Source organism: Sphingomonas aerolata (assembly GCF_023935825.1).
GTDB classification, from domain to species: Bacteria; Pseudomonadota; Alphaproteobacteria; order Sphingomonadales; family Sphingomonadaceae; genus Sphingomonas; species Sphingomonas aerolata.
This window is the reverse complement of the sequence record NZ_CP098762.1, coordinates 3767728-3789742: the sequence shown is the minus strand read 5'-3', so window position 1 is coordinate 3789742 and position 22015 is coordinate 3767728. Positions and strand designations below refer to the sequence as shown.

Here is a 22015-nt window from a genome sequence, read left to right as displayed (position 1 = left end):
ATGGGGTCTGTGCCCCGCCCCGCCATATCGGAAAGGCGAACGAGGGGCTTTCTGCCTCTCGCATCAGATCCCTCGATCGAGAAAGACAGTCCCATGAAACTCAGCAACAAAGTCGCCATCGTCACAGGTGCTTCAAGCGGCATTGGTGCAGGCATCGCCAGGGCATTCGGTGCCGAGGGCGCGGTCGTCATCGTGAATTACAATTCAAGTAAGAGCGGCGCCGACGCCGTCGTCGCATCAATCGAGACGGCTGGTGGTTCGGCGTTTGCCGTGCAGGCGGACATGTCGAAATCGGCCGACGTCACGCGCCTGTTCGACCGGGTCATCGTCGATCACGGCAAGGTCGACGTCCTCGTCAACAATGCCGGCGTTGCGGTCTTCGAGATGGTCGCTGACCTGACTGAGGACGCGTTCCACAAGCAGTTCAACGTCAACGTGCTGGGCTACTTCCTCGCAACGCGCGAAGCGGTGAAGCACTTTGGTGATGCAGGCGGCAGCATCGTCAACATCAGCTCGATCCTGAGCACACATCCTTCGGCCGGCGCCAGCGTGTATTCGGCTACAAAGGCAGCGGTCGACAACATGACCTATGGCCTCGCCCGTGAGCTCGGTCCCCGCAAGATCCGGGTGAACGCCATCATGCCGGGCTATACCAACACGCCTGCCACCGACGGCAACTTCGGCGGGGATATCGGCGTGCGGCTCTTGGCCGAGACACCGCTTGGTCGCGTCGGCGAACCTGAGGACATCGCTCCAACGGCGGTCTTCCTGGCCTCGGATGACTCACATTGGGTCAGCGGCGAGTCCATCCGTGTCACAGGCGGCGCTCGCGGCCTGTAAGGCCTTGGATTGAGGGCATAGCACCTCGATCTGGATGCCGTCGGCCGACTAGGGCCGACGGCATCATCCGCGCTCATATTGGGCGCCCGCCTGCAGTCAGGCACTCGGAAAGATGCACATGCCAAGCTCAACTCGCGGAGGTAACCCTCCCGCGTCGCGCCAGCGCGCGTTCGCACTCTGGATCGTCCTGGCGGCCCAACTCATGCTCGCCATGGATTTTCTGATCGTCGTCGTCGCCCTGCCGCGGATCCAGCTGGATCTGGGTTTCAGCCCTGCTGCCCTGACCTGGGTACCAAACGCATTCGGTCTGGCATTTGGCGGCCTGTTACTGCTTGGCGGGCGGCTTGGGGATATCATTGGTCAGGTCCGTGCATTCAGGGTGGGGCTCACGATATTCGTCGTGGCCTCCCTGGTCGGCGGTCTTGCACAAGCCCCCACGATCCTGATCACAGCGCGTGTCGTTCAAGGTATCGGCGCAGCGCTGGCCGCGCCAAGCGTTCTGGCTCTGGTCATGGTGATGGCGCGCGACGACGCGGAGCGCGCGCGGGGACTGTCGCTGTTCACCGCCGTCTCGTCGATCGGCGCGTCTGCCGGCCTGATCCTCGGTGGGATCCTCACCGACTTTCTCTCATGGCGCTGGGCGCTGTTCATCAACGTGCCGGTCGGCTTATTCGTGGTGATCGCGATCGGCCGACTTGTGGCAGAAACCCATCCGAAGCCCGCCCGTCTCGATCTGTCCGGAGCGCTTACTGCGACGGTTGGATCGGTAGCGCTGGTCTACGGGTTCATCAGTGCTGCGGATCATGGATGGATCGCAGCCGGCACGCTGGGGTCCTTCCTTGCGGCGACAGTCCTACTCGTAGCCTTCTTCCGGATCGAGGAACGTCACGCAGCGCCGCTCCTGGACTTGAGCTTGCTGCGTAACCGCGCTCGGCTCGGCGGGCTGGCGGTGATGGCCTTGATCGTCGGCGTTCACTTCGCCGTGCTCTTCATGCTGGTGCAGTATCTTCAGCGCGTGTTGGGCTGGACCCCGCTGGGCGCAGGTCTCGGATACATGCCCCTCACGATTACGGTCTACGCGATGAGCCATTTCGCGCCCCGTCTGATCGTCAGATTTGGCGCTCGCGGGCTCATGGTTGCAGGCAGCGCGATCGTCGCTATCAGCCTTGTTGGATTTGCGTTGCTGGACAACAGCAGCAGCTATTTCCCGGCTGTCCTCGTCCCGCTGTTGATCCATGCGGTGGGTGTCGCACTTATCTTCGCGCCGGGTACCGTTGCGATCATGGAAGGCGTCCCGGAAGAACACGCCGGTACGGCGTCTGGGCTACTGCAGATGGACCAGCAGATCGGTGGGGCGCTGGGGATTGCGGTGATGACGGCGATCTACGCGTTCTCGAGCGTGCCCGGCACCTTTGCTGTAGGCCTGCCCGAAGCATTCATGGGCGGTGCCATCCTTGCTGTTCTGGCAGCGATCGTCGCTTGGCGAGCGGTGGGTTCATCGGTCGAGGGTCTCGCCACGTCATCGGGGCCAACCCCTGTTATACGGTCGTGACCATCATGCCTTCCGGAGCGAGGTTCGAATGAGCGTTCTTCCATCCCTGCTGGCGTTCGGCCTGGCCGCCACGCTGCTGACGATTACCCCAGGTCTCGATACAGCGATGGTCCTGCGGAGTGTGGTAGCGGGCGGACCGCGTCAGGCTATCGCAACGGCAATAGGTATTGGTCTCGGCTGCCTGGCCTGGGGTGCGGCCGTCGCATTGGGTCTGGGGATCGTGCTGACGGCGTCGACGCTGGCCTATACGATCCTGAAATGGGCTGGCGCGGCCTACTTGCTGCGGCTCGGGATAAACCTGCTGTTCCGCCCGAGAAGCAGAATGACAGCCGAGACGGCTAGCCCGGTCGTTCCCCTCAGCCGTAACGCCGCGATGCGCCGCGGCTTTCTCACGAACCTGCTCAATCCGAAGATCGGCGTGTTCTATGTCACTTTCCTGCCGCAGTTTGTACCGGCCGGCTCGAACGTTGCGCTCTTCTCTTTCGCGCTTGCCTGCATTCACGTCACGCTCGGCACGGCCTGGTTCACCATTATGATCGCGGCAACCGCCCCGCTCAACCGGCAGATGCGTCGGCCCGCGGTCGTTCGGATGCTCGACAGGATGACGGGCGGGGTCTTCATTGGATTTGGGGTGAAGCTCGCATTATCCTCACGATAGCGCGAGCTTCACGGCATTCTGCAACGACCTGATCAGATGACGTAGCCGCCAGCGACTTCAATCGTCTGTGCATTGATCCAGCCACTGTCGCCTGACAAAAGGCTGGCAACGACGCGACCGACATCGTCGGGCTCACCCACGCGACCAAGCGCCGTCTGACCAGCAAGGAGCGCTTCGAACTCATCGTTCAGCCCACCACCTAGCTCAGTCCGGATCGGTCCAGGCGATACCGCGTTGGCGCGGATGCGGCGGTCGCCGAACTCCTTCGCCATGTAGCGGGTCAGAACCTCAAGCCCGCCCTTGAACGCGGCATAGGGTGCTACGCCTGCGGTCGCGACACGGGTCGTCGCGCTCGTCAGGTTCACGATCGATCCGCCGTCGGCCATCAACGGCAACAATGTCTGTGTGAGGAAGAACGGGCCCTTGAGGTGGACTGCGAACAGTCCGTCGAACTCGGCCTCGGTGACGCCGGTGATCGGTTTAAAAAGTCCGTAGCCCGCATTGTTCACAAGGTGATTGAACTCGGTGCGGTTCCACGTTGCAGCAAGAGCCACTGCGACAGCTTCCTTGAACGCCGGGAATGAACGCGTGTCCGAGACGTCGAGCTTCAGTGCAATGGCCCGGCCTCGGTTCGCCTCGATTTCGCGCACAACTGCGTCTGCGCCTTCGGGATGACTGTTGTAGGTTAAGATGACTCCGCTACCCCGTGCTGCGCACTGCAGCGCGGCACTGCGCCCGAGGCCGCGGCTTCCGCCGGTGATGATTGCGATGGTCATATGTCGTCTCCGCTTGGTGCTGAAGACGGTCTACGGTTCCCTGCCTTTGCTGGCTGCTAGCGTTCCTGTCACAAACCTGCCTATTTCTGCTTCAACCACGGTCGTCTTGCGAATTTTTGAAACGGCAACTTTTTGGGAAAAGCTGAAGCTCCGCGATGTCGGCTACCGTCACGCGCCTTCCCGAAAGCTGCCGTTCCGCTCCCCACCAGGTCGCGACGTTCGCGCTGCCGATCGGCAACAATCCGAAGCGGCCAGTCCGCATTCGCCCACACTCGGACGTTCAGGCCGGTGATCCGGGCTCCCAATAACGGCCACTCGTTAAGCGCAATCTCTAACTGCTTTTCCGTTCCCCGACTGGCCATTTCGGGAATGAGCAATCGGGAACAGGTTTTGCGAAAAGGGGGGCGGACGGCTCTCGGCGTGACCGCCCGCGCGACTGTCCTGCCAATGGGTTCCCAATCGAGAAAACGATGCGGACGACCAAATGAGGTGCTATCTTATCGCCCGAAGGAGTCCTCTCATGAGCATCGTGGTCGTTTCGGTGATCTCCGTTCTGGTGATTTGTGCTTTAGCTTACCGAGCCGATGCCTCGTTCCACAGCGAAGACCGGCTGCCGATGCAATGGTGGGTCACAGATGAAGTAACCTGGTCGGCACCTCGGCGCCTCGCCCTTGCCTTCATGCCGGCATTGGCAATTGTCTCACTTGGCTTCATTACGATCATGGCGCTCAACGTCCCGGCCCGACCCGGGCAAGAAGGCCTCGTGCTTCCTACGGCGATCGGGATGGGCGCGGTGCTTGTCGCGGTGCAGCTTCTGCACTTTTGGCTCATCGCAAGAACGCTGCACCGGCAGATCCCTTAACGGCGTCGCCTGCCAGCAGACCAATCGTCCCATCTTCGGATTGTTTTGGGGAAAGGCGGCAGTCGTCCCGTGTCGGCTATCGCTGCTACCTCACCGGAAGCGGACCGCCTGCATTCCACCAAAATCCGCCATTTCGCTATCATCCATTAGGCGTTCATTCGTGGTTTTCTCGAGCATTCTCAATGAAAGGGGTTCCTTGACAGAACGCTATCCCTGTTGCCACTTCGACGAAAAATAGGGAGGGCAACTATGCTACGTGCGTTAACGGCAGTGGGTCTTGTAGGAGTTGGGCTTGGGCTTGGCGTTCCCGCAGAGGCCGCAAAAATCGTATTTTCTGGACAAGGCAGCGTAGACGCTTCCCAGGGAGCTTTGGTCAGGAACGCTGCGGCCTCGAACGGGTCTCCGTTCCGTTTTACCTTCACGCTTGATACGACCGCTCTTACTTTCTTAGAAGGTGGCGACCAGGACGCGTTCTACGACCTGCCAGTGACGGATTTTTCGGCAACGATTGGGAATTACGCCTTTACCCTGTCGGGAGCGCCGGGTTTTGAACCCCTGCTATCGATTAGCCGCGGTTTCACCTTTTTTGGTCAACCGTTCAGCGAACCGGTGCTGGTTACGACGTTCAACTTCGCTAGCGCGCGCAGTACAGGATCGTCGCTCGAAACGCCGTTCGCGACAGGGGCAGGCGCTTTCGGGGCACTAGCGATCAATGCGTTCTTCCGCGCGGAGAATGGCGAAAGCGGTCTGGGGCTGGACGAACTTAAAGATCCACGCAACGCGGACCGGCTCGGCTTTAGTTATACCACTCTCGATCCCAACACTCGCCAGAGGGGCACTATCTTAGGCGCGTACAGCGGTAGCTTTTCCACATCCGCAGTCCCCGAGCCCGCCACTTGGGCAATGATGCTCGTCGGCCTAGGCATGGTCGGCGGAGCAGTTCGCTACCGTCGTCGCACCACGACAACGACCTACGCCTGACGGGTTGCGAATCTCAAAGGGTGAGACGAAGCCGTCAGCCGAAGGCTGGCGGCTTTGTCATTTCTGCTCTCCACCACGTCGCGACATTCGGACTACCGATTGAGATCGGCCCAAAGCGGCCATTCCGCTTCCGCCCAAACCCGGACGTTCAGGCTGGCGATCCGGGCTCCCGATAACGGCCATTCGTTGAGCGCGATCTTTCCCGTTTCTGCGTCTTCGAAAGGCTATTTCGGGAAAGAGCAATCGGGAACAGATTCTGGGAAAGCCGGTGCCCCGGACGGCTCTCGGCGCGATTGCCCGGGCGACTGTCCCGCGATGGGTTCCCAATCGGGAAAGCGGGTTATTTTGTGGCAGCCTGCGAACGGGAAAGGCAGTGTCAGCTGTTTGTCGGCACCGATGGGGCTGGCCTGTCCGAGCGTTCGCAGGCTTGAACAGTAACCCGCTGGATGACTGCCGACAGGACAATTAAGGCCGGTAGAACGAGCAGACTGGCCTCGGGTCCGGTGGTACCACCCGTCAGTAGCGGCGAGCCGTTGACGGTGGCGGAAAGCAAGCTAGCTGGGGATTTACCCCCACTGTTGTGAAACCCAAAGACGAAGCTTTGGCTGAAATTCCAAGAGGCGTGGAAGCCGAGCGCGAACCAGAGAGAGCCTGTCCTCAGCAGGCTGTACGACAATGCCAAGCCAAGCAGTCCGGCAGCGATGATGCCAAGCACCGTCTCGCCTTCGTTTCCGACATGCCCGTACATGAACCAAGCACTGCTAAGAAGGGCGGTCGGCCAGAAGGAGATCGCACGAGAAACTTGCACGAAGGCATAGCCGCGATGCAGACCTTCCTCACCTGCGGCTTGAGCCAGCCACAACATTGCGGAAATAATTAAACCCGAGAACGCTGCCGACAAGGTGGGGGCGACAATGGCAAACGTGACGGCACCGAACACCCACATCACACCTGCGATGGCCGCGAGCAGACTGAAGCCGGTCGCAAGCCCCCAACCTGTGAGCCTTGGTGCGCTGCCGCATGCCCATGCCGAAAGCTGAACCGGCTCCTTGAAGAACCTGAGAACCATTGCGGTCGGGAAAATAACTACCCCAAGCAGCAATAATACTGTCCGCACTGTCCCTGTCACTGCGCCGCCTTGCGCGAGTTCAAGGAGCGATGCGCCGAGTAGGCGCTTTGCCACAGCCGAGACTAGAAGCGCGCCGACGAGTGCCAGGGCCAGGTAGGTCACTGCCTTTCCAAAGGCGGTTAGCCTTGAGCGGGAACCTGGCCGAGTTGCTAAAAACGAATTGGTTACCATCGGCCCCCCCCTACCGGATCATGCTAGCTGCGTGTACTACTACACCGCCACACGCAGCCCTCAATGACACGAATTGGCCGTATGTCGCTCTTTCACGATTCCCGATCCTTTTTGAGAAATGCGGCAGCTCCGGGCAATGTCCGCTATTGCCAGCCGCCTGCCAAAAGCGGCCTGTCCGCTGACCACCAAACCCAGTCGTTCCGCCTACGCCCAGATCCATCTCAATGATCAGACACGTGCACGTATCATAACAGCTAGACGGGCCGGCCCAATTTAGTAGCTACGTTACTGTGCACCTTTTCCGCTGTGCGGGTGGACGAGGATGTGATTTACGCCTAGCCTTGGTCCGAGTTCTCGGAGTCTTTAGCGATGCTGATAGCGCGTTGGTTAGTGGCATGCGGCCTGTTAGCCACCGCACCCCTGTCCGCTCAAGTTACGACCCCTCCTGCCGCAAAAGAGACATCGGGGCGTGATATTGTTGTCACCGGCAGCCGTACTTTGGATTATAAGAGGCACGTCGACGAATGCCTTGCAACGCATTGCTCGCCTGACAGGGACATTGCCGCTACGCTTGCTCTCGCTCAAGCGCAGTTCGAAGCGGGGACATATGATGCGGCACGCGCATCCCTGTTGGCAGCAAGGCGTCGCAATGCACGGTTTGCAAAGCAATACCCGGTGGCGGTTGCTAATCTGCACCATGCTAATAGCGTGATGGCAGCGCATCTCGGCCTAGCCGACAGCGAGCTGTCCAGTGCTCTCGACACGATCAGCGCGATGAAGGCGGGCATGGCTGAAGACGATCCACGTGTGTTCCTGGAGCGGATCGAGCTTGGCGATGCCTATGCTCGCGCTGGCCGGTTTATAGGAAGCGAGAAGCAGTATGCAGGCATTGCCCGACGCGCTCACAAGCTCGGCCTCATTGAGATTGAGGGCCTTGCTCTTTTACGGGTAGCTACGCTCAAAACCCGCCTTGCCGAACAAAATCACACGGTTTTCGGCTTCGCGGCACGCCGGGCTATCGATGCGTTGATCGCGAGGCGCGAACCGGCGTTGCAGCCTTATCAAGTAGCCGGCCGGCAACTGAGTTTTCTGCTCGCTGCCCAGACGACCCCCGGGCCCGAGCTCGATCGCCTGATTGAACGATATCCAAGGCAACCCGCTGGAGCGCCTGCGTTGTTATTATACGCCCCCGCAGTTGCGCTGACCGCGTCTTCCCGGGGATCAGGTAACCGCTTCGCCCCGAACTCCAACCCTGCTGCCATGTTTAACACCGAAATGCCGCCGGTGGCGATGGGCAGCTATGTCGGACAATGGATCGATGTGGCCTTCGCGATCGGCACTGACGGGCGGATCAGTGACGCGCACATCTCGCGGCATGGCGATCATGTAGCGTTGAAGGGGGGGTGGGCCGAGCAGGTGGTCCGTTCCGTATCGGTTCGTCGCTATGCCCCGCAAGTGCAGCCAAGCTATGGACGCGAACGCTATACCTTCACCGCGAACATGGTTGCGGTAACGGGGTCGCGCCTGATGGCCCGCGATCCAACCCTGCGCTTGGTTCGCGCGGATCTTGGCCCAGAGACAACTGCATCAATGACGGCGCCCAATCTCAAGCCGGCGTCCTGAAATCCTATTGCTCTTCATCCAACGATTTTTTTCGAAATGCAGCGCCGCCGAAGCGCCCGGTTACCTGAAGTTTTCAATCGGAAAGCCTAGCCGTCGTAGTCACGTCCGATTTGGCATTACGCGACGCAAGCCCACAAGTTTTGCATCAACCAGAAAACGGCAGGAGCCGGCGCGACCGTTGATGGGAAAAGCCGATGCATTTGAGACGCTCGTTCGATGATCGGTTTTTCCAGGTTCGCCCCCCCCCCCCCCTCCCCCAAGGGTCAATCTGCTTTCCATCAGTTCCGGACATCCGTGATGCAGGACTCAAGAATCTTGCATCGACACTAGTATCCGACCTCCAGCGTGGCGACTGTCAGCCGGCCTTTGACTTTGCCAACCAACGTCACATTGCCGCCCGGTGAATCAGGACTGTTCATCGCCATGATAGCGATGGACATCATTTGAGCCGTAAAGAGAGGCTGGAAGGTCGTTGCTCCTGGCGCTGTGATGATGGTGGTCTTTGCCTCATCATCGGCCCACGCGCCGTAGCCCCAAGCTGACCCGATGAAGCGTAGTGAGCGGCCGGGGGGTGGCGACGGAAAAGACGGTTCATTGGCATTCCGCTGTCCATCACATCTCGATTTGCTCAACCGGCCATTGGAGAGTGTGCCTCCCTCATAATTGGCTTGGAGCACGTAGCAGCGGCCGTCGCTCAATGAGAGGGTGACTGGCAAAAAACCGGGCGACCATGCCGCAACGACATGTGTCTTGCTCGTTTCGGCTATCGCAAATGCGCCAACGACCTTGGCATGGCCCACAGCCGAGCCGCGCAAGTAGAGTGGATCGACGTGGATCAGGCTCCACAATGCCGCGTCAGGGATCCGGGTTAAGGGCGGCGCATCAGGGTCTGAGGGCACCGCGACACCCGGTCGTGACCCGCCGCCACTGTATCCAGCAGGTGGGACGAACTGCGCATGAGCGCTGATCGCTGCAGCTGCTATCGTCATACCCGAGATCACGCGGATACATACTGATGCCTTATTCTTCATCTGTAACTCCCTGACCCGCATAGCTTACGACCTTCCCGGCAAAGAGCGAGCTCGCATGCCAATCACCAGCGCGATGCAAAAATCACGGATTCCGCATCATGCGAAGAACGACAGGAAACCGCGGGCTCCGGCGATGCAAGACACTGATGCATCCGGGATACCCGTTCGGTTGGTTTCTTGGGGTGAAGCCTTCAAAGCCGAAGGTCCGCATTCCACCAAAAATTGCCATTCCGACGCGGTGAACGGCACCGAGAAGGCGCCAGCCACCGCGTCGTGTTTAAGCGGCGATAGAAGCTGCCGGCGAGATAAAAGGCGCAATAACTCTCATGGCCTGTTCAACGTAAAGCGTCTTTTCGCCTACCGGTGCGACGTAGTGCATCGCTTCCTCGGCATCGCGCAGCGAAGCGCCACGGGCGATTACCCACGCCGCCAGGTATTGCGAGGCCATACAGCCTCCGGCCGTCGCCACGTTGCCGTGTGCGACAAAGGGAGCATCGATCACCTCGACGCCCGCCTCGATCACCCAGGGCTTGGTTGTCAGGTCGGTGCAGGCAGGAAGATCGCCAATCAATCCCAGCTTTGCGAGCAAGAGGGTGCCCGAACACTGCGCGCCGATCAGTTGGCGGGATGGATCAAGGCTGATCCGGGACAGCAGGTCATTATCAGTCGCGATTTCGCGGCTCCTGATCCCGCTTCCAATTATCACGGCATCCGCTTCGGCAGCGAACTCCAAGGGTTTCTGACGCTTGACCGTGACGCCGTTCATGGACGTCACGGAATCAGTCGGCGAGGTGATGTGCGCGGTCCAGCCATGTGCCCCCATCCGGTTCAGTATTCCTGCTGCGATAAACGAGTCGAGCTCGTTGAACCCTTCGAATGTCAAAACCGCAATTTGCATGAACACCCCCCCTGCGAATGTCGAAAGTCGGATGTAGCTGGAACCGGAGAAAAGGACACAGCAGATATAAGCCACTCCTCGTTAACGGAGGCCGGTCTGTTCCCTTACTGATCCCGAACGTTCGAGCCTATCGCGCCGAATGACCGATTCCGCCCACACCTAGACATTCAGGCTGGCGATCCGGGTACCTAACCAAAGCCATTCGTTAGATGCGATCTTTCCTACCTATGTCGCTCATTACCTACCCAGCGTTTGTACAGGACAGTCCTGTGCGCGGCGTCAGGGACGCGGCGGTGGTGACATTTACGAACGTAGCTCAGAGCCAAGTCGTTTCTATCGCCTTCGGACGAAGACTCTGGCAGCGAGACTAGATGAACCGCCTCGCCTTCCTCGCTCTCGCTGGTGCGGGCCTCTTCTGGGGCCTCGGCTTGCCGCATCCGCAAAGCACGCTCTCTGTCGCGCTTGAGACGTTGACGTTCCTGGTCTTTGGCCTGCCGTTCGGCGATCAGGTCGTCGCAGTAAGCCTGAATGTGAGCGTCATTTACGTTGGCGAATGGCGGGTGTGCGATCAGGGCGGCGAGGACCTTTCCATAGCAACGCTCGATCTCGGCATCACCACGGGAGGTTCGACCTTTGATGAAGATCAATCGGCCTCCGGCTGCCTCAAACGCATTGTAGGCGGCAGCAATTCGGGCGTCGGCGTGAAGTCGGGCGTATCCAACTTTCGCGCAAGCCTCCTTCGCGGGGCATGCATTGCATCGCGTAGGCTGGCGCCCATTTTTCCCGGAGCGGGTCTGATCGCCGCCATGGACAAGAAGTGCGGTTGGCGATCCGAAGCACGGTCGGAGCACTGGAACTCGCATGCGGGTGACGTTTCCCGCGAGGTCGACGCTAACGTCCGCTCTTCCTGCATTAGCTGGTTTTGGCAGCATCACTCGCCCGCCATCATGCTCCCAGGGCCTTCGACCTCCCCAGTGAATGTGCTGCTCCCGCGACGTAAGGTTGTGCAGGCGATGGATGTTCTCGACGGACATGATGACAGACTTCCATTGTAGGCATTTTCAATGGGCAGCCACTATGTGATGCGTGCGTGCCTTACAACACACGCTTGGCGTTTATCGCCTCTTCGATGGCGCCCTCCTCCTCCTTCGACAGGCCGTCCCTTGCTAACAGTGGAACATGACGGCGCAGCAGTTCGATGGCCCGAACTTCATGGACTGTGAGCCAGCGGCGTTCCGCGTGAGGGTCTGCGGCCACCTCCCGGATCACACGCATCTGCTCTGGCGCAAGCTGTTCGATAGGACGACATGCGATGGCCTCGATGGACTGAACAAGATGAGTGGATTCAAGATCAGCGTCGTCACCGCGGAGTGAGGTTGACCAGTCAATGTCAGGGTAGCGTTGCTTAAGCACAGCGGCCAAAAACGCCTTCGCGTCCAGGTTAAGGTGCTTGGCAAACTGTGCGGCGCGCTCGACCGGGATTGGAACCCGACCGAGCGCCATATGGCTCAAGACAACGCTCTGCTTGTAGCCAAGCGCCTTTGCGATTTCGCGCTGGCTGATCCCCTGCACTTGGGCAGTGCGACGCAGGCCACTGCTGAACATGTGGGCAGCCTGGGTATCTCGATAATCAGCAATCCCTCGGGTCAAAGCCTTCTACCTCACTCATTGCACCGAACGAACGCGCTCGACATTTCATGCTGCATGCCCTATAGCACACATCATGAAAACAGCGTACCACATTTTGGCATCCAAACTGCGCAAGGCGGCGCGGAATGGCACGCGGGTTACTTTCGATCCCGCTCAAGTGCAGCTGCTGATGTCGCCTCAAATCTACAAGGCGATTGCTCGCCTGGAACTGGAAGAACTCACCGCACCATGCAGACAGGACAACCAGCCGCTCGGACCCCAAGAGCGGGCAGCACTTCCCGCCATGAGCTCGGCCCCTACTGGCTTTGGTATCGCGCAGATCGAGACGACTGGGCCATCTGCTGGTACGAAAACGGAGCAGGCGGAAATGGACGTCGGACTCGCCGCAGGTCGCTTGGCATCGGCGGCGGTGATGCAAGTAAGCCGCCTAAAGCGGCACAAGACGCACTAGCCGAGCATTACCTTGGATCGCAGAAGCCTGTGCAGGCCGCGATCGCCAGCGTCTACGTTGAAAAGTTGATGGCGGACTGGCTGGTGGAGCACGCAGCACCGAACCTTTCAGACCCGGGCCGCTACGCGAACGGCGTGACCCATTGGATCGCGTTCTTTCAGCACGAGCGAACTGGCGGCCGCCTCTTGGGGCCGCCAACGGTGGCCGACATTACGTCTGCTCTCGTGAAACGCTTCCACGCGTGGCGACGCCTCCAGGGCGTCGGAGGCCACACCATCTCGCGCGACACCGCGGCGTTACGGCAGCCCTTGAATTGGGCCTGGAAGCACAACCTGATCGCATCTGTGCCGTTCATTCCCGATGTGAAAAGCAAGGCTGAACCGCGTGAGCTCGTCTAGGGCAAGGTTGGCCAAGGTGACTCACGCCCTTCCGCAAATACGTAGAAGCTTCGCATATCGGACATTGACCTGTCTCGTGATAGCGCGGAGAGCATCTTCGCGGCGGTCAACGGGGATCTAAAGGCTATCTGGAACATCGACGTTTGAAGGTCATCGCATCTCTTGGGCGAGTTGCCGTCGTTGTGGTTCTCGGCCTCGTTTTCCTGTCGGTATACGAACAGCCAGGAAGTGACGGCTGGTTCTTTAGTGCATCTGAGAAAGGCATGTGCCGCCTCGGCATCGCTAGGATGAGGTGGACGCACGGTTAAACAGCATCAGATAAGGGGAAGATCGTGAAGCCCGAAGACATAATGGCAGCGATTGAGATCGAGCGAAAGCTTGTCGAGATCCTCAGCGCCGAAGCGAAGCTGGGCGTTCATAGCTCGATCCTCAACGCCTACCATGGCTACGTGGCGGCGAACGCTCGCCTGGAGGCGCTGATACAGATCCTTGGCACCCAGCCACCGCGCACAACGGAGTAGGTTGCATGAAAATTAAGCGGCTCATCAAGGAACTAGACGCGATCGCCAAGGAGCACGGCAACCTCCCAGTCCACTTCCGCGTGGCCGCGATCAAATCGACGACGGTGGAGGATGTTTCTCCGCGCAGAGACGGCCCCGTGGCGGACCCATACGTGCTCCTCTCTGGCTCGAAAGGCTGATGAAGCCACCGGCAGCCCGTCAAACAGCGTGCGATACCAGATCATCGATCAAAGAACGAACCGCAGACGATGAGCGATAGACATGTATTGGCTAACCTGGAGCTGACCGACACGAGAGCACAAGCACAAGCACAAGCACAAGCACAAGCACAAGCACTCGCTAAGGCGTGCGCAGCCAGTGACAACGCGGCGATCATCAACATCGGCGGGACGTTCCAGCAGGCGCTCGTCGACCCCACCACGCCCATCCTGCTCCAAATCAGGTGGGAGGGCCAAGCAGTCACCAGCCAACACGACGCGGCCGACTGCATCAAGTGCGAGGTCGAAAAGTTCCATACCGATAGCAACGTCGAGTTGTGCCTCGGATGTCCCCAGCAGTTTCCCCCGACCCATGCACACCTCAGGCTCGCCGCATAATGTGCGGCCACACGAAGAGCCGCATCATCACGGCATGCCTCGCATTAGCCGCCGCCCTTGCCGGCTGCACAGATCCCCAAACCCAAGCAGAGGAGGACCATGGGTTAGTACAGGCGGAGATCGTGCGTCAGCTCGGCCCGAACCAGCCATTTGGGACACCACGGATCATCAATGCCCATCGGAGCGAGACCAAGCCCGACACGATTTGTGGCTATTGGGACAAATACGTGAGTAGCGATCGCCGAACCTGGATGCCATTCGCGGTCAGCACGACGGGGTCAATCAGCACCATCTATAGCGTAGGCGACGGCTGGATCGACCAAAGCGTAAACGAGATCGGCCAAGCGCAGAACATCTACGACGAGTGTGGCATTGACCATCTACACTTGGTGACGAAGGCGAAAAATTAAACTTTCGACTTCGAACGTTACCGTAAATTAGCGAATGCACCAAATTCACAAACAAGCTGGCGTTGGTTTGTGCTGATGCCATCTACAATCTAATAGGTACCGAAAGAGTATACCCTCGCGGTACTATGCGGTGAGACGCAAGAACCCAGGCCGGTCTGTCTCAAATGGGTTGCCCCGATCATTTTGGGGCACCATGGTCGAACGTCTAGGGTCTATTGAGGCGGGTGACGTCGATGTTGGTTGGTTATGGTCGAGTAAGCAGTGCGGGGCAGTCGCTGGAGGTTCAGCTCGAGTCCCTTGGTGCCGCAGGTTGCAGCAAGGTCTTTTCCGAGAAGCGGAGCGGCACCAGCGTGACGGGACGCGACGAACTCGCCGAAGCTCTGGACTTCGTTCGTGAGGGTGACACGCTCGTCGTCACTCGTCTGGACCGCCTTGCGCGATCAGCCGCTGACCTGCACGCGATCGTCGCCCGTTTGTCCACGAAGGGGGTAGGGTTCCGTTGCCTTCAGCAGGGCGGCCTCGATACGGACACCTCCACGGGCAAGCTACTGCTCACGGTGCTCGCATCAATCGCCGAGTTCGAAACAGACATCCGCAAGGAGCGGCAGCGGGAAGGGATAGACCGCGCAAAGGTTGCCGGTGTCTACAAGGGCCGCAAGCCTTCCGTGGACGTTGGCCAGGTTCGGGCTCTCCATGCTGCGGGGATCGGGCCGAGCGATATTGCAAGGCAATTGGGCATCGGTCGGGCGAGCGTCTATCGTGCGATGTCCGACTAACGTTGATGACCGCAGACTGCCTAGTTCGTGGCTGTGGTGGGGATCAGCAACCTCCTTCGGTCCTTCCCGCCCGTTGCTTTTAGCTCACGATGTTTAACGCGCCGGTAACTGAACGGCGGGCCGCACCGAGGATGACTCGCCATAGCGGGCATCGTCCCCAGTTTGCTCGGCAGGATACGGCTGCGATCGCATATATGGAGAAGTCCTAGGTGCACCTTTGGTGCCTCACCCGGATGGTGCCAATCAGCCGCCCTTCTCTTGGTCTGCGCCATCCACAGCCGCTGCCAACGCCGAAATGCGGCACGGGTCGCCCCTATGGTCCGCAGTATCATTTTATGGCGCACTATCCGGAGCGTCGTCGTCGTCGCCGCGGAACGACAAATTGTCCGCAGCATCATCAACGTCGGGGTCGTCTTTAGTCAGCGAGTCCGGCGCGTCGTCAACGGCGTCAAGACCCTCGGCATTGGTGCCGTCGGAAGCCACGCCCTCCTCGGTCTCCATGTTGCCCTCGACGTAAGGTTCGCCGGTCGTCTCGCGCTCGATGTCGGTGTTCGGGTCGGTCGGCATGGTATGCTCCTAGCGTTACCCATCTTCAACGCGCTGGGACGACGATTGAGCCGGACCTGTCTCACGCCCACGAGCGTGAGCTCGCATGCTCTAATCATTCCACTGGCCAGGCTGCCAACGGGTAGCTTGTGACCGGGCGCTCAACGATCTGCACGGCAGGCAAAATGCCATGCCGTTGTGCGCTTTCCAGTAGGCCGCGCATGTTCGCTCTGCCAACGGGGTTCGCGCTGTGTAGGATAACCAGACGAAGTCGATGGAGCGTGTCTGGCCGGTCCATCGCCTCCTCAAGTAACAGGCGCATGCAGTGCTGGCCAGTCGGAAGCTCTCTGCCTGCCTGATCGTACCCTAGATCATGATCGAATGAGATAACAGACAGCTCATTGCTTTCTAGTATTTTTCCGAAATGCGAGGCATCGCGCGCCACTAACCAGTCCCCGGGGGGTGGTTGCCGCTCGTCGTCGAGAAATAGCTTCTTGAAAATAACAAAAGTCCGATAATTTGAGAATTTATATTGTGATAGATTGCGTAAACTAATCTAATTTACATCACGTATCTTTGATAGTAAAGTATTGTACAGCATGGATGGTCTGTTTAGCATCACAGGCGTCACAGCTCATCTCGAAATATGGGTTACTATTGTGGAATTGCCGCCGTAGGGCCTGACTTACGCGACACGAGGATCAAGGTGCGCCCCTCGACGCGCTATGATTTCAACTCTGACAAGAAATTCATGCCGAGAACGTCAGTATCTCCTAGCGCCGGTGTTATCATCACGTTCAGTTGGCGGGCCCCGATTCCACCAAGGCGCAGTGTATCGACGGTGCCGGCTTTGGCGCGCACGTCGCCGTTCGCCGTCGCCGGCATTTTCTGATGGGCAACCGCGCGCGCAACCGGGGTGAGCCCAAGACGCTGATCGAACGGCTCGGTGGCGGCTGGCTCACCGACAAGCCGATGGACAATCGCTTCAACCCAGTTGAGCTCGTGTTCCGCGGTCGAGCCTATGTGATCCGACGCGAAGCTGGTGTGATCGGGCTTGACGTCATGAGCTGAGACCTGCTCGGCAAAGGAGCGCGTACCCGATCACGAATGTCCGCGACCTGAAGCGCTGGCGACCGCGGTTGGAGGCCCCGGAAGGCCGTTGCCTGATCCCGCTCACCGAGTTCTGTGAATGGATGCCTGGCACACATGACGTTGGCGGCGGGAAGCCGATCAAGGGCGAGATGTGGTTTGACGTGCTGGATCAGGACGCTTGCAGGCTGGCAGCTTTCCCGCCCGATAGCTGCTTTCCCGCCCGATAGCTGCGCGCCGGCTTTCGGGCACGATGGACGCCCCCGAAGGAGCTGAACGCCAAGAGATGGTGGGGAACGGACAGGCAGCTTTCAGGAGGCAGTTGGCGATAGCTGCCCTTCTCGAAAAGGATGGTGAAGCGGGAAGGCAACGGCTTTTTCGCAACCCATCGAATTTTAGGAAAGTCCCTACGATACGGCTGCTAGGCTTCGGGCGCGCTCCATGTCCTTGGGCCGGCCAAAAGCAGTGAGCATGAGTTGTAGCTCCACCCTTTCGGGAATGAAGACGGCCAAACCGTCAACCTCAACTGGCTGTCGCGTCGCTGGTCGCACCGGCAACCATGCTTCTCCTGATCGACGGTGGAAGTCTGCCATGAACTCAACAGGCAATGCAGTCCCGGTCCAAGTGCCGAAGATGCTCGACCGGAACGCCGCGTGCGGCGATCCTGACCCGAGCTCAATGCCGATTGCCGGCAGGATGCGTTGAGCGTCAGCAACGCTCAACAGCACGTCCACGTCAGCCACATGGCCGGGATCGACCCTGTGAAGGGCAACCGCTGCGCTCCCGATGATCCACCAAGGATCATGTGCTTCGGCCATCACCTTGCCGATCGCGTTCAAGGACACCGAGAGGGCCGGACCAACTGTCATTAGCCTTTCATAGCGCCGGTCATCCCGGAAAGGATGGTATTTCGGGAATCGTTGAGCGGCAGCAAATTCGATCAGAGCTGAACGCCTTTGGCCGTCCAAGTCGCCATCTCGCCATCCGCTATGGTCAGCGATACGCGCCAAGTGTCGGTGCGCCGTAGGACATAGACATGCTCCCACTCGGCCGCCGGAGTGTCGTCGGCGCCCATCATGCGATAGGCCATTCGCGCCTGCGCAACGCCCGGGAACAGCTCGTCGGCGGACAGCAGAGCACCTTCCGGCCGCACGACGCCCTGGGCCCGATAGAAACCGAACAGCGTGGCGCAATGGTCGCGGAACGCGGAGCGCGGCATAGCGAAGTTGCCGGTAGGGGTGGGGAACAGCCCAACTTCGTCCCATAGCTCGCTTAACGTGTCGGCGTCCTCGCGCGCGAAGGCATCGACGTAGCGGCCGAAGAAGTCTGTGATTTCGTCGTGAAAGGGCATGTCAGTCCTAGCAAGTGGTCGGGATGGTTGAAGGCGCTCGATCAAGCCGCGAGCGGCTGGACCAAGCGGAAGTTCGCCTCCGCGAGTTGCGCCTTCACGATGTCGTTCAAGGCCATGGTTGGATTGGCCTCGGCGAGCATCCCAATCTTCATCCAGAACTCGGCCTGGGCATTGATCGACCGGCACATGACGGCGCTGGCGCGGCGGGCTTCCTCGTGCAGTTGATCGTCGATCTTAACCAAGCCCATAACTCGATCCCCATACTCCAAATATACGCTTCGTATATGTATCGTATATTCGAGGGTCAATAGCTGTTGGGCCTGCCTGGCCCGGCCCGATGCCCCGCTTTTCCGCAGAGCAATGGCGGCCAAGAAGGGATCGGCGTTCTCGGAATCGATGGTTGATTAAGAAAGCGCACCGCGCTGACTCCGAACCGTTCCGCCAGTCGTCGGCACGATAGCCTGCCTTTAATAGTTGCAACGATACGGCCCGCAAATCACGCGATAAAGCCCGGCCCATCCATACCAGCCTCTTTCGCCAGCACAGATCGTGAATCAGAAACGACCGCCGTGTAGATCCCCGATGATCCAGCTCGGTTGAAAAGCGCTCTGGTGAAGATCTACAATTAATTCCTGAGGTTAACCACCGTGCAACCCTTTCCATTCCAGTAAATCACAAGCGATAAAATAAGGCGGATGTGATGCGCGGCACGAAGGCGGGCCTCCTACGATCGGCGGCATTGAGCTGCGGGTTGTTTCTCGGTGCATGCGGCAGCAGCGGCGGTGGCATCAATTCGACACCGACGCCGCCTGACGCATCCGTCCCGCCAACCACGCCAGCGCCTGTTCCTACACCAACGCCCACACCGACACCGACACCAACGCCCCCTCCGACACCGACTCCGACACCGACACCGACACCCGCTCCGGCAGCGACAAATTACGACACACGCGAATATCGTGCGACGGTGGGTGCGGTGTCGATGAATGCGCTCGCAGCCTATAATAGGGGTGCGACCGGCCTGGGCATCGGCGTCGGCGTCATCGACAGCGGCATCGACCTGCAAAGCGAGGAGTTCGGTAGCCGTATCTCCACCGCCTCGACCGGGGTCGCCGGCAACACATCGATCGACGACGAGGGAGGGCACGGCACCGCCGTTGCCTTCACCCTCGCAGGGAGGCGCAATGGCACCGGCACGCACGGCGTCGCGTTCGATTCAACGCTAATCGTGTTGCGCGCGGATCGCCCTGGCACCTGCGTCGGCGGCACCACGGACGACGCCGAATCGGGCTGCAAGTTCTTCACCGATGCGATCACCCGCGGCGTCGATACCGCGCGGACAGCAGGTGCGAAGGTCATCAATATCTCGCTTGGCGGATCGGCGATGCCGCAAAGCCTGAAGGATGCAGTCGGCCGTGCGACGCTGGCCGGGATCATCGTGGTGATCGCGGCAGGCAACGACGGTACCGACAATCCCGACCCCTTCACCAATGTCGCCAATGACAGCATCGCCCGCAACATGGTGATCATCGCGGGTTCGGTCGGTGCAGGCGACACGCTGTCCACGTTCAGTGACAAGGCTGGCACGGGCGCTGCACATTTTCTCACCGCAGTCGGCGAGCGGGTCCCCGCACCGGACAATAACGGGGCTAATTTCCTCTGGTCGGGAACGTCGTTCGCCGCCCCGCAAATCTCCGGCGCCGTCGCTTTGCTCGCACAGGCGTTCCCCAATCTTAGTGGCGCGCAGATCGTCGACATCCTGTTCAAGAGCGCGCGCGATGCCGGCGCGGCAGGAGTCGACGCGATCTATGGCAATGGCGTGCTCGACCTGACGCGCGCATTCCAGCCGCTCGGGACGACGTCGGTCGCGGGGTCGAGATCTGCGATCTCGATGGTCACCAACGGCATGCTGTCGGCACCGATGGGCGATGCCGCGCAGGGGTCGCTGGGCGCGGTCGTCCTCGACGGCTACGCCCGTGCCTTCGCGACCGATCTTGCCCCGACGATCGGCCGCAGTGCACCGTCGCCAACGTTGGGCGGCATGCTCCAATCAAGGACCCGGGCGGTTGCCGTGGCACGTGGCGGCATGACCGCGTCGATGACGTTGGTGCCGAAGTCCCGTGGTTTCGGATCAGGTAGCACAGACAATGATGATAGGCGGTTGATCCTGACCAGGGCCGACGTCTATCCAAACGTTGGTCCGAATAGCGGGTTCGACGCCGGGCAATCGCGCGCGATTGCCGCAACGATGACGCAACGGCTTGGCGAGACGCTGTCGTTCGGGCTCGGCGTTGCGCAGGGATCGAGTGCAATAACCGCGCAGCTGACGGACCAGCATGAACCGGCGTTTCTCGTTGCCACCATGTCGGGCCTCGGCTTCGACAGCAGCGCGCGGGCGTCGAGCGCGGTGCGGCAGCGTTTTGGCGGGTTCGGCGTGACTGCGGGGATTGAAACCGGCGATGTGCTGTCGCGCCGCGAGGCAGATGGATTTGCGCGTACCGGCTGGCGGCGGTCGGGCTATGAGCGCGTCGCTATCGGTGTCGATCGGCAATTCGGCGCGGTGTCGACGTATGTCTCGGCTACCCGGATGAGCGAGCAGAATACGTTTCTAGGTGCGAGACTCGATGCCGGGCTAGGCGCTGCGCGAGCAGCGAGCTGGTTTGCCGATGCCAAGGCGCGGCTCGACGGCGGCGATGGCTGGTCGGTCGGCGGCTCGTTTCGCCAAGGCTGGTCCAGCACGCATATCCGCGGCGGTCTCAACGGCGGCGGCATGCTCCATACCCGAGCATTCGCAGCCGATATCGGCAAGGCGGGCCTGTTCGGGACTGACAGCATCGGCCTGCGCATCGCCAAGCCCCTGCGGGTCACAAGGGGCGGGATCGATCTCGCGCTGCCGACCGACTATGACTATGCGACCAGCCAGGTAACCGGCTGGACCACGCAGCACCTTAACCTCACGCCAAGTGGCCGCGAGCTCGATATCGAGGCCCGGTACGGCCTGCCCGCGTTCGGTGGCGGCCTTGAAACCAATCTCTTCCTGCGCCGCGACCCCGGCAATTTTGCGAATATTCAGACCGACTATGGTCTGGCGGTACGCTTCAACCGCGGATTTTGACACTCGGGGCAGCTGGACTGTCGGTCATGAATGACGCGGTTGGATTGGCTGTCCTGGTCGTAAGACAGTTACCAAGCCTTGGACGGGATCTCAGTGATCCAAGGAAGAGGGTAACGGAAGCAGCAAGGGGTCGGTTCCGGCTGAGGGCGAATTGACACTTTACGCGGGGTAGCCGGGATTGGAGGAGATATCGGACCGTCCGCCATTTGGCAGCTCGACGGCGTCAGCAGTCGTTTGGTCGATCGCCGGGCCGAATGTCGCTCTGTGGTGGTGCGCCGACGGGCGGCTTTCGGGAGTGGGTAACTGAATCTGCCACCGTAGCGGTTCGCCTATTTCGTTTCTCGCAGCCGCGCTCGCCCCGCCGTTCATGCGTACCGTAACCCGCGTTCATGACGGCGATGGCCCGCTTTGGTGTTCGAACGGGATTAAGGTTCGTGTAGCCGGCGTCCAAGCCCCCGATTTTGAAAGCGCTGCACCTTGTCGTCGGCCCGATGCTCGACGGGTGAATTATACCTGCAACAACCGTGCTGCCGGGCGTTCACAACGCATTGTGTCGAACCTAACGCTGGGCGAGCGCTTGGTCTGCCAGCC

At 60.2% G+C, this 22015-nt stretch carries 27 protein-coding genes; 16 read left to right on the top strand and 11 right to left on the bottom strand.

Features of this window, described 5'->3' with window-relative positions; genetic code table 11:
• Positions 1 to 93 precede the first annotated feature (93 nt).
• The 3 genes from NEF64_RS17360 to NEF64_RS17350 all read left to right on the top strand — a co-directional run bounded on the left by NEF64_RS17360 (position 94) and on the right by NEF64_RS17350 (position 3050).
• On the top strand, positions 94 to 840 hold the full coding sequence (locus tag NEF64_RS17360) for an SDR family NAD(P)-dependent oxidoreductase (protein ID WP_252574353.1): 747 nt from the start codon (positions 94 to 96) through the stop codon (positions 838 to 840).
• Positions 841 to 952: 112 nt separating this feature from the next.
• Positions 953 to 2392, top strand: coding sequence for an MFS transporter (locus NEF64_RS17355; RefSeq protein ID WP_338112122.1), 1440 nt, complete (start codon positions 953 to 955; stop codon positions 2390 to 2392).
• 28 nt (positions 2393 to 2420) lie between these two features.
• Positions 2421 to 3050 carry a LysE family translocator gene (locus NEF64_RS17350; RefSeq protein WP_252574349.1) on the top strand — a complete coding sequence of 210 codons (630 nt, stop codon included), beginning with the start codon at positions 2421 to 2423 and terminating at the stop codon, positions 3048 to 3050.
• 32 nt (positions 3051 to 3082) lie between these two features.
• On the opposite strand, the gene NEF64_RS17345 is transcribed toward NEF64_RS17350, so the two are convergent.
• The gene (locus tag NEF64_RS17345) at positions 3083 to 3826 is read right to left on the bottom strand and encodes an SDR family NAD(P)-dependent oxidoreductase (protein ID WP_252574338.1); all 744 of its coding nucleotides are present in this window, start codon (positions 3824 to 3826) and stop codon (positions 3083 to 3085) included.
• Between the two features lie 520 nt (positions 3827 to 4346).
• Between NEF64_RS17345 and NEF64_RS17340 the strand changes: the two genes are divergently transcribed.
• Positions 4347 to 4688 (top strand): hypothetical protein, encoded by a 342-nt coding sequence (locus tag NEF64_RS17340; protein WP_252574335.1) that lies wholly within the window; start codon positions 4347 to 4349, stop codon positions 4686 to 4688.
• A gap of 249 nt (positions 4689 to 4937) precedes the next feature.
• The gene (locus tag NEF64_RS17335) at positions 4938 to 5669 is read left to right on the top strand and encodes a PEPxxWA-CTERM sorting domain-containing protein (protein ID WP_252574333.1); all 732 of its coding nucleotides are present in this window, start codon (positions 4938 to 4940) and stop codon (positions 5667 to 5669) included.
• A gap of 376 nt (positions 5670 to 6045) precedes the next feature.
• Here the strand turns inward: NEF64_RS17335 and NEF64_RS17330 are convergent, their stop codons facing one another.
• Positions 6046 to 6900 carry a CPBP family intramembrane glutamic endopeptidase gene (locus tag NEF64_RS17330; protein WP_252574331.1) on the bottom strand — a complete coding sequence of 285 codons (855 nt, stop codon included), beginning with the start codon at positions 6898 to 6900 and terminating at the stop codon, positions 6046 to 6048.
• A 438-nt stretch (positions 6901 to 7338) separates the two neighbouring features.
• On the opposite strand from NEF64_RS17330, the gene NEF64_RS17325 reads away from it, so the two are divergent.
• The gene (locus tag NEF64_RS17325; RefSeq protein WP_252574328.1) at positions 7339 to 8592 is read left to right on the top strand and encodes a hypothetical protein; all 1254 of its coding nucleotides are present in this window, start codon (positions 7339 to 7341) and stop codon (positions 8590 to 8592) included.
• Positions 8593 to 8918: 326 nt separating this feature from the next.
• Here the strand turns inward: NEF64_RS17325 and NEF64_RS17320 are convergent, their stop codons facing one another.
• Positions 8919 to 9623 (bottom strand): hypothetical protein, encoded by a 705-nt coding sequence (locus tag NEF64_RS17320; protein WP_252574326.1) that lies wholly within the window; start codon positions 9621 to 9623, stop codon positions 8919 to 8921.
• Between the two features lie 277 nt (positions 9624 to 9900).
• Entirely contained in the window at positions 9901 to 10521 is a 621-nt protein-coding gene (locus NEF64_RS17315) for a DJ-1/PfpI family protein (RefSeq protein ID WP_252574324.1), read from the bottom strand.
• Positions 10522 to 10892: 371 nt separating this feature from the next.
• Between NEF64_RS17315 and NEF64_RS17310 the strand changes: the two genes are divergently transcribed.
• Positions 10893 to 11576, top strand: coding sequence for a hypothetical protein (locus NEF64_RS17310; RefSeq protein WP_252574322.1), 684 nt, complete (start codon positions 10893 to 10895; stop codon positions 11574 to 11576).
• Positions 11577 to 11616: 40 nt separating this feature from the next.
• Here the strand turns inward: NEF64_RS17310 and NEF64_RS17305 are convergent, their stop codons facing one another.
• Positions 11617 to 12126 carry a helix-turn-helix domain-containing protein gene (locus NEF64_RS17305; protein WP_252574320.1) on the bottom strand — a complete coding sequence of 170 codons (510 nt, stop codon included), beginning with the start codon at positions 12124 to 12126 and terminating at the stop codon, positions 11617 to 11619.
• Positions 12127 to 12244: 118 nt separating this feature from the next.
• On the opposite strand from NEF64_RS17305, the gene NEF64_RS17300 reads away from it, so the two are divergent.
• The 7 genes from NEF64_RS17300 to NEF64_RS17270 all read left to right on the top strand — a co-directional run bounded on the left by NEF64_RS17300 (position 12245) and on the right by NEF64_RS17270 (position 15323).
• Positions 12245 to 12622, top strand: coding sequence for a hypothetical protein (locus NEF64_RS17300; protein WP_252574318.1), 378 nt, complete (start codon positions 12245 to 12247; stop codon positions 12620 to 12622).
• A 29-nt stretch (positions 12623 to 12651) separates the two neighbouring features.
• Positions 12652 to 13020 carry a site-specific integrase gene (locus NEF64_RS17295; protein ID WP_252574316.1) on the top strand — a complete coding sequence of 123 codons (369 nt, stop codon included), beginning with the start codon at positions 12652 to 12654 and terminating at the stop codon, positions 13018 to 13020.
• A gap of 332 nt (positions 13021 to 13352) precedes the next feature.
• Positions 13353 to 13541, top strand: coding sequence for a hypothetical protein (locus NEF64_RS17290; RefSeq protein WP_252574314.1), 189 nt, complete (start codon positions 13353 to 13355; stop codon positions 13539 to 13541).
• A gap of 5 nt (positions 13542 to 13546) precedes the next feature.
• Complete coding sequence (locus NEF64_RS17285; protein WP_252574312.1) at positions 13547 to 13720, top strand: hypothetical protein; 174 nt, start codon at positions 13547 to 13549, stop codon at positions 13718 to 13720.
• Positions 13721 to 13789: 69 nt separating this feature from the next.
• On the top strand, positions 13790 to 14137 hold the full coding sequence (locus tag NEF64_RS17280) for a hypothetical protein (protein WP_252574310.1): 348 nt from the start codon (positions 13790 to 13792) through the stop codon (positions 14135 to 14137).
• A complete protein-coding gene (locus NEF64_RS17275; protein WP_252574308.1) occupies positions 14137 to 14547 on the top strand; it encodes a hypothetical protein in 411 nt (136 codons plus the stop codon). Before NEF64_RS17280 ends, NEF64_RS17275 begins: the two co-directional genes overlap by 1 nt.
• Positions 14548 to 14780: 233 nt before the next feature.
• Positions 14781 to 15323 carry a recombinase family protein gene (locus NEF64_RS17270; RefSeq protein ID WP_252574304.1) on the top strand — a complete coding sequence of 181 codons (543 nt, stop codon included), beginning with the start codon at positions 14781 to 14783 and terminating at the stop codon, positions 15321 to 15323.
• A 333-nt stretch (positions 15324 to 15656) separates the two neighbouring features.
• On the opposite strand, the gene NEF64_RS17265 is transcribed toward NEF64_RS17270, so the two are convergent.
• The 3 genes from NEF64_RS17265 to NEF64_RS17260 form a co-directional block, all read right to left on the bottom strand.
• Positions 15657 to 15890 carry a hypothetical protein gene (locus tag NEF64_RS17265; protein WP_252574301.1) on the bottom strand — a complete coding sequence of 78 codons (234 nt, stop codon included), beginning with the start codon at positions 15888 to 15890 and terminating at the stop codon, positions 15657 to 15659.
• A 94-nt stretch (positions 15891 to 15984) separates the two neighbouring features.
• Positions 15985 to 16371: a cyclic-phosphate processing receiver domain-containing protein gene (locus NEF64_RS19400; protein ID WP_420833719.1), complete on the bottom strand. Its 387-nt coding sequence runs from the start codon at positions 16369 to 16371 to the stop codon at positions 15985 to 15987.
• Positions 16372 to 16592: 221 nt separating this feature from the next.
• Entirely contained in the window at positions 16593 to 16754 is a 162-nt protein-coding gene (locus NEF64_RS17260) for a retropepsin-like aspartic protease (protein WP_252574298.1), read from the bottom strand.
• A gap of 6 nt (positions 16755 to 16760) precedes the next feature.
• Between NEF64_RS17260 and NEF64_RS17255 the strand changes: the two genes are divergently transcribed.
• On the top strand, positions 16761 to 16940 hold the full coding sequence (locus tag NEF64_RS17255) for a hypothetical protein (RefSeq protein ID WP_252574295.1): 180 nt from the start codon (positions 16761 to 16763) through the stop codon (positions 16938 to 16940).
• Positions 16941 to 17365: 425 nt separating this feature from the next.
• Here NEF64_RS17255 and NEF64_RS17250 read toward each other — a convergent pair whose 3' ends face one another.
• From NEF64_RS17250 to NEF64_RS17240, 3 genes are all read right to left on the bottom strand, one after another.
• Positions 17366 to 17827 (bottom strand): hypothetical protein, encoded by a 462-nt coding sequence (locus NEF64_RS17250; RefSeq protein WP_252574292.1) that lies wholly within the window; start codon positions 17825 to 17827, stop codon positions 17366 to 17368.
• Positions 17828 to 17898: 71 nt separating this feature from the next.
• Positions 17899 to 18309, bottom strand: coding sequence for a Cif family virulence factor (locus NEF64_RS17245; protein ID WP_252574290.1), 411 nt, complete (start codon positions 18307 to 18309; stop codon positions 17899 to 17901).
• A 41-nt stretch (positions 18310 to 18350) separates the two neighbouring features.
• Entirely contained in the window at positions 18351 to 18557 is a 207-nt protein-coding gene (locus NEF64_RS17240) for a ParD-like family protein (protein ID WP_252574288.1), read from the bottom strand.
• A 734-nt stretch (positions 18558 to 19291) separates the two neighbouring features.
• On the opposite strand from NEF64_RS17240, the gene NEF64_RS17235 reads away from it, so the two are divergent.
• Positions 19292 to 21424 (top strand): S8 family peptidase, encoded by a 2133-nt coding sequence (locus NEF64_RS17235; protein ID WP_252574286.1) that lies wholly within the window; start codon positions 19292 to 19294, stop codon positions 21422 to 21424.
• Positions 21425 to 22015: the final 591 nt, after the last annotated feature.

Bases quoted from the DNA above. Each gene is read 5' to 3' on its own strand.
- NEF64_RS17325 (WP_252574328.1), top strand. From the start codon at position 7,339: ATGCTGATAGCGCGTTGGTTAGTGGCATGCGGCCTGTTAGCCACCGCA.
- NEF64_RS17280 (WP_252574310.1), top strand. From the start codon at position 13,790: ATGAGCGATAGACATGTATTGGCTAACCTGGAGCTGACCGACACGAGA.
- NEF64_RS17320 (WP_252574326.1), bottom strand. From the start codon at position 9,623: ATGAAGAATAAGGCATCAGTATGTATCCGCGTGATCTCGGGTATGACG.
- NEF64_RS17310 (WP_252574322.1), top strand. From the start codon at position 10,893: ATGAACCGCCTCGCCTTCCTCGCTCTCGCTGGTGCGGGCCTCTTCTGG.
- NEF64_RS17345 (WP_252574338.1), bottom strand. From the start codon at position 3,826: ATGACCATCGCAATCATCACCGGCGGAAGCCGCGGCCTCGGGCGCAGT.
- NEF64_RS17300 (WP_252574318.1), top strand. From the start codon at position 12,245: ATGAAAACAGCGTACCACATTTTGGCATCCAAACTGCGCAAGGCGGCG.
- NEF64_RS17260 (WP_252574298.1), bottom strand. From the start codon at position 16,754: ATGCCGGCGACGGCGAACGGCGACGTGCGCGCCAAAGCCGGCACCGTC.
- NEF64_RS17335 (WP_252574333.1), top strand. From the start codon at position 4,938: ATGCTACGTGCGTTAACGGCAGTGGGTCTTGTAGGAGTTGGGCTTGGG.
- NEF64_RS17270 (WP_252574304.1), top strand. From the start codon at position 14,781: ATGTTGGTTGGTTATGGTCGAGTAAGCAGTGCGGGGCAGTCGCTGGAG.
- NEF64_RS17235 (WP_252574286.1), top strand. From the start codon at position 19,292: ATGAATGCGCTCGCAGCCTATAATAGGGGTGCGACCGGCCTGGGCATC.
- NEF64_RS17275 (WP_252574308.1), top strand. From the start codon at position 14,137: ATGTGCGGCCACACGAAGAGCCGCATCATCACGGCATGCCTCGCATTA.
- NEF64_RS17340 (WP_252574335.1), top strand. From the start codon at position 4,347: ATGAGCATCGTGGTCGTTTCGGTGATCTCCGTTCTGGTGATTTGTGCT.
- NEF64_RS17265 (WP_252574301.1), bottom strand. From the start codon at position 15,890: ATGCCGACCGACCCGAACACCGACATCGAGCGCGAGACGACCGGCGAA.
- NEF64_RS17350 (WP_252574349.1), top strand. From the start codon at position 2,421: ATGAGCGTTCTTCCATCCCTGCTGGCGTTCGGCCTGGCCGCCACGCTG.
- NEF64_RS17315 (WP_252574324.1), bottom strand. From the start codon at position 10,521: ATGCAAATTGCGGTTTTGACATTCGAAGGGTTCAACGAGCTCGACTCG.
- NEF64_RS17255 (WP_252574295.1), top strand. From the start codon at position 16,761: ATGGGCAACCGCGCGCGCAACCGGGGTGAGCCCAAGACGCTGATCGAA.
- NEF64_RS17245 (WP_252574290.1), bottom strand. From the start codon at position 18,309: ATGCCCTTTCACGACGAAATCACAGACTTCTTCGGCCGCTACGTCGAT.
- NEF64_RS17355 (WP_338112122.1), top strand. From the start codon at position 953: ATGCACATGCCAAGCTCAACTCGCGGAGGTAACCCTCCCGCGTCGCGC.
- NEF64_RS17240 (WP_252574288.1), bottom strand. From the start codon at position 18,557: ATGGGCTTGGTTAAGATCGACGATCAACTGCACGAGGAAGCCCGCCGC.
- NEF64_RS17360 (WP_252574353.1), top strand. From the start codon at position 94: ATGAAACTCAGCAACAAAGTCGCCATCGTCACAGGTGCTTCAAGCGGC.
- NEF64_RS17250 (WP_252574292.1), bottom strand. From the start codon at position 17,827: ATGACAGTTGGTCCGGCCCTCTCGGTGTCCTTGAACGCGATCGGCAAG.
- NEF64_RS17285 (WP_252574312.1), top strand. From the start codon at position 13,547: ATGAAAATTAAGCGGCTCATCAAGGAACTAGACGCGATCGCCAAGGAG.
- NEF64_RS17305 (WP_252574320.1), bottom strand. From the start codon at position 12,126: ATGTTCAGCAGTGGCCTGCGTCGCACTGCCCAAGTGCAGGGGATCAGC.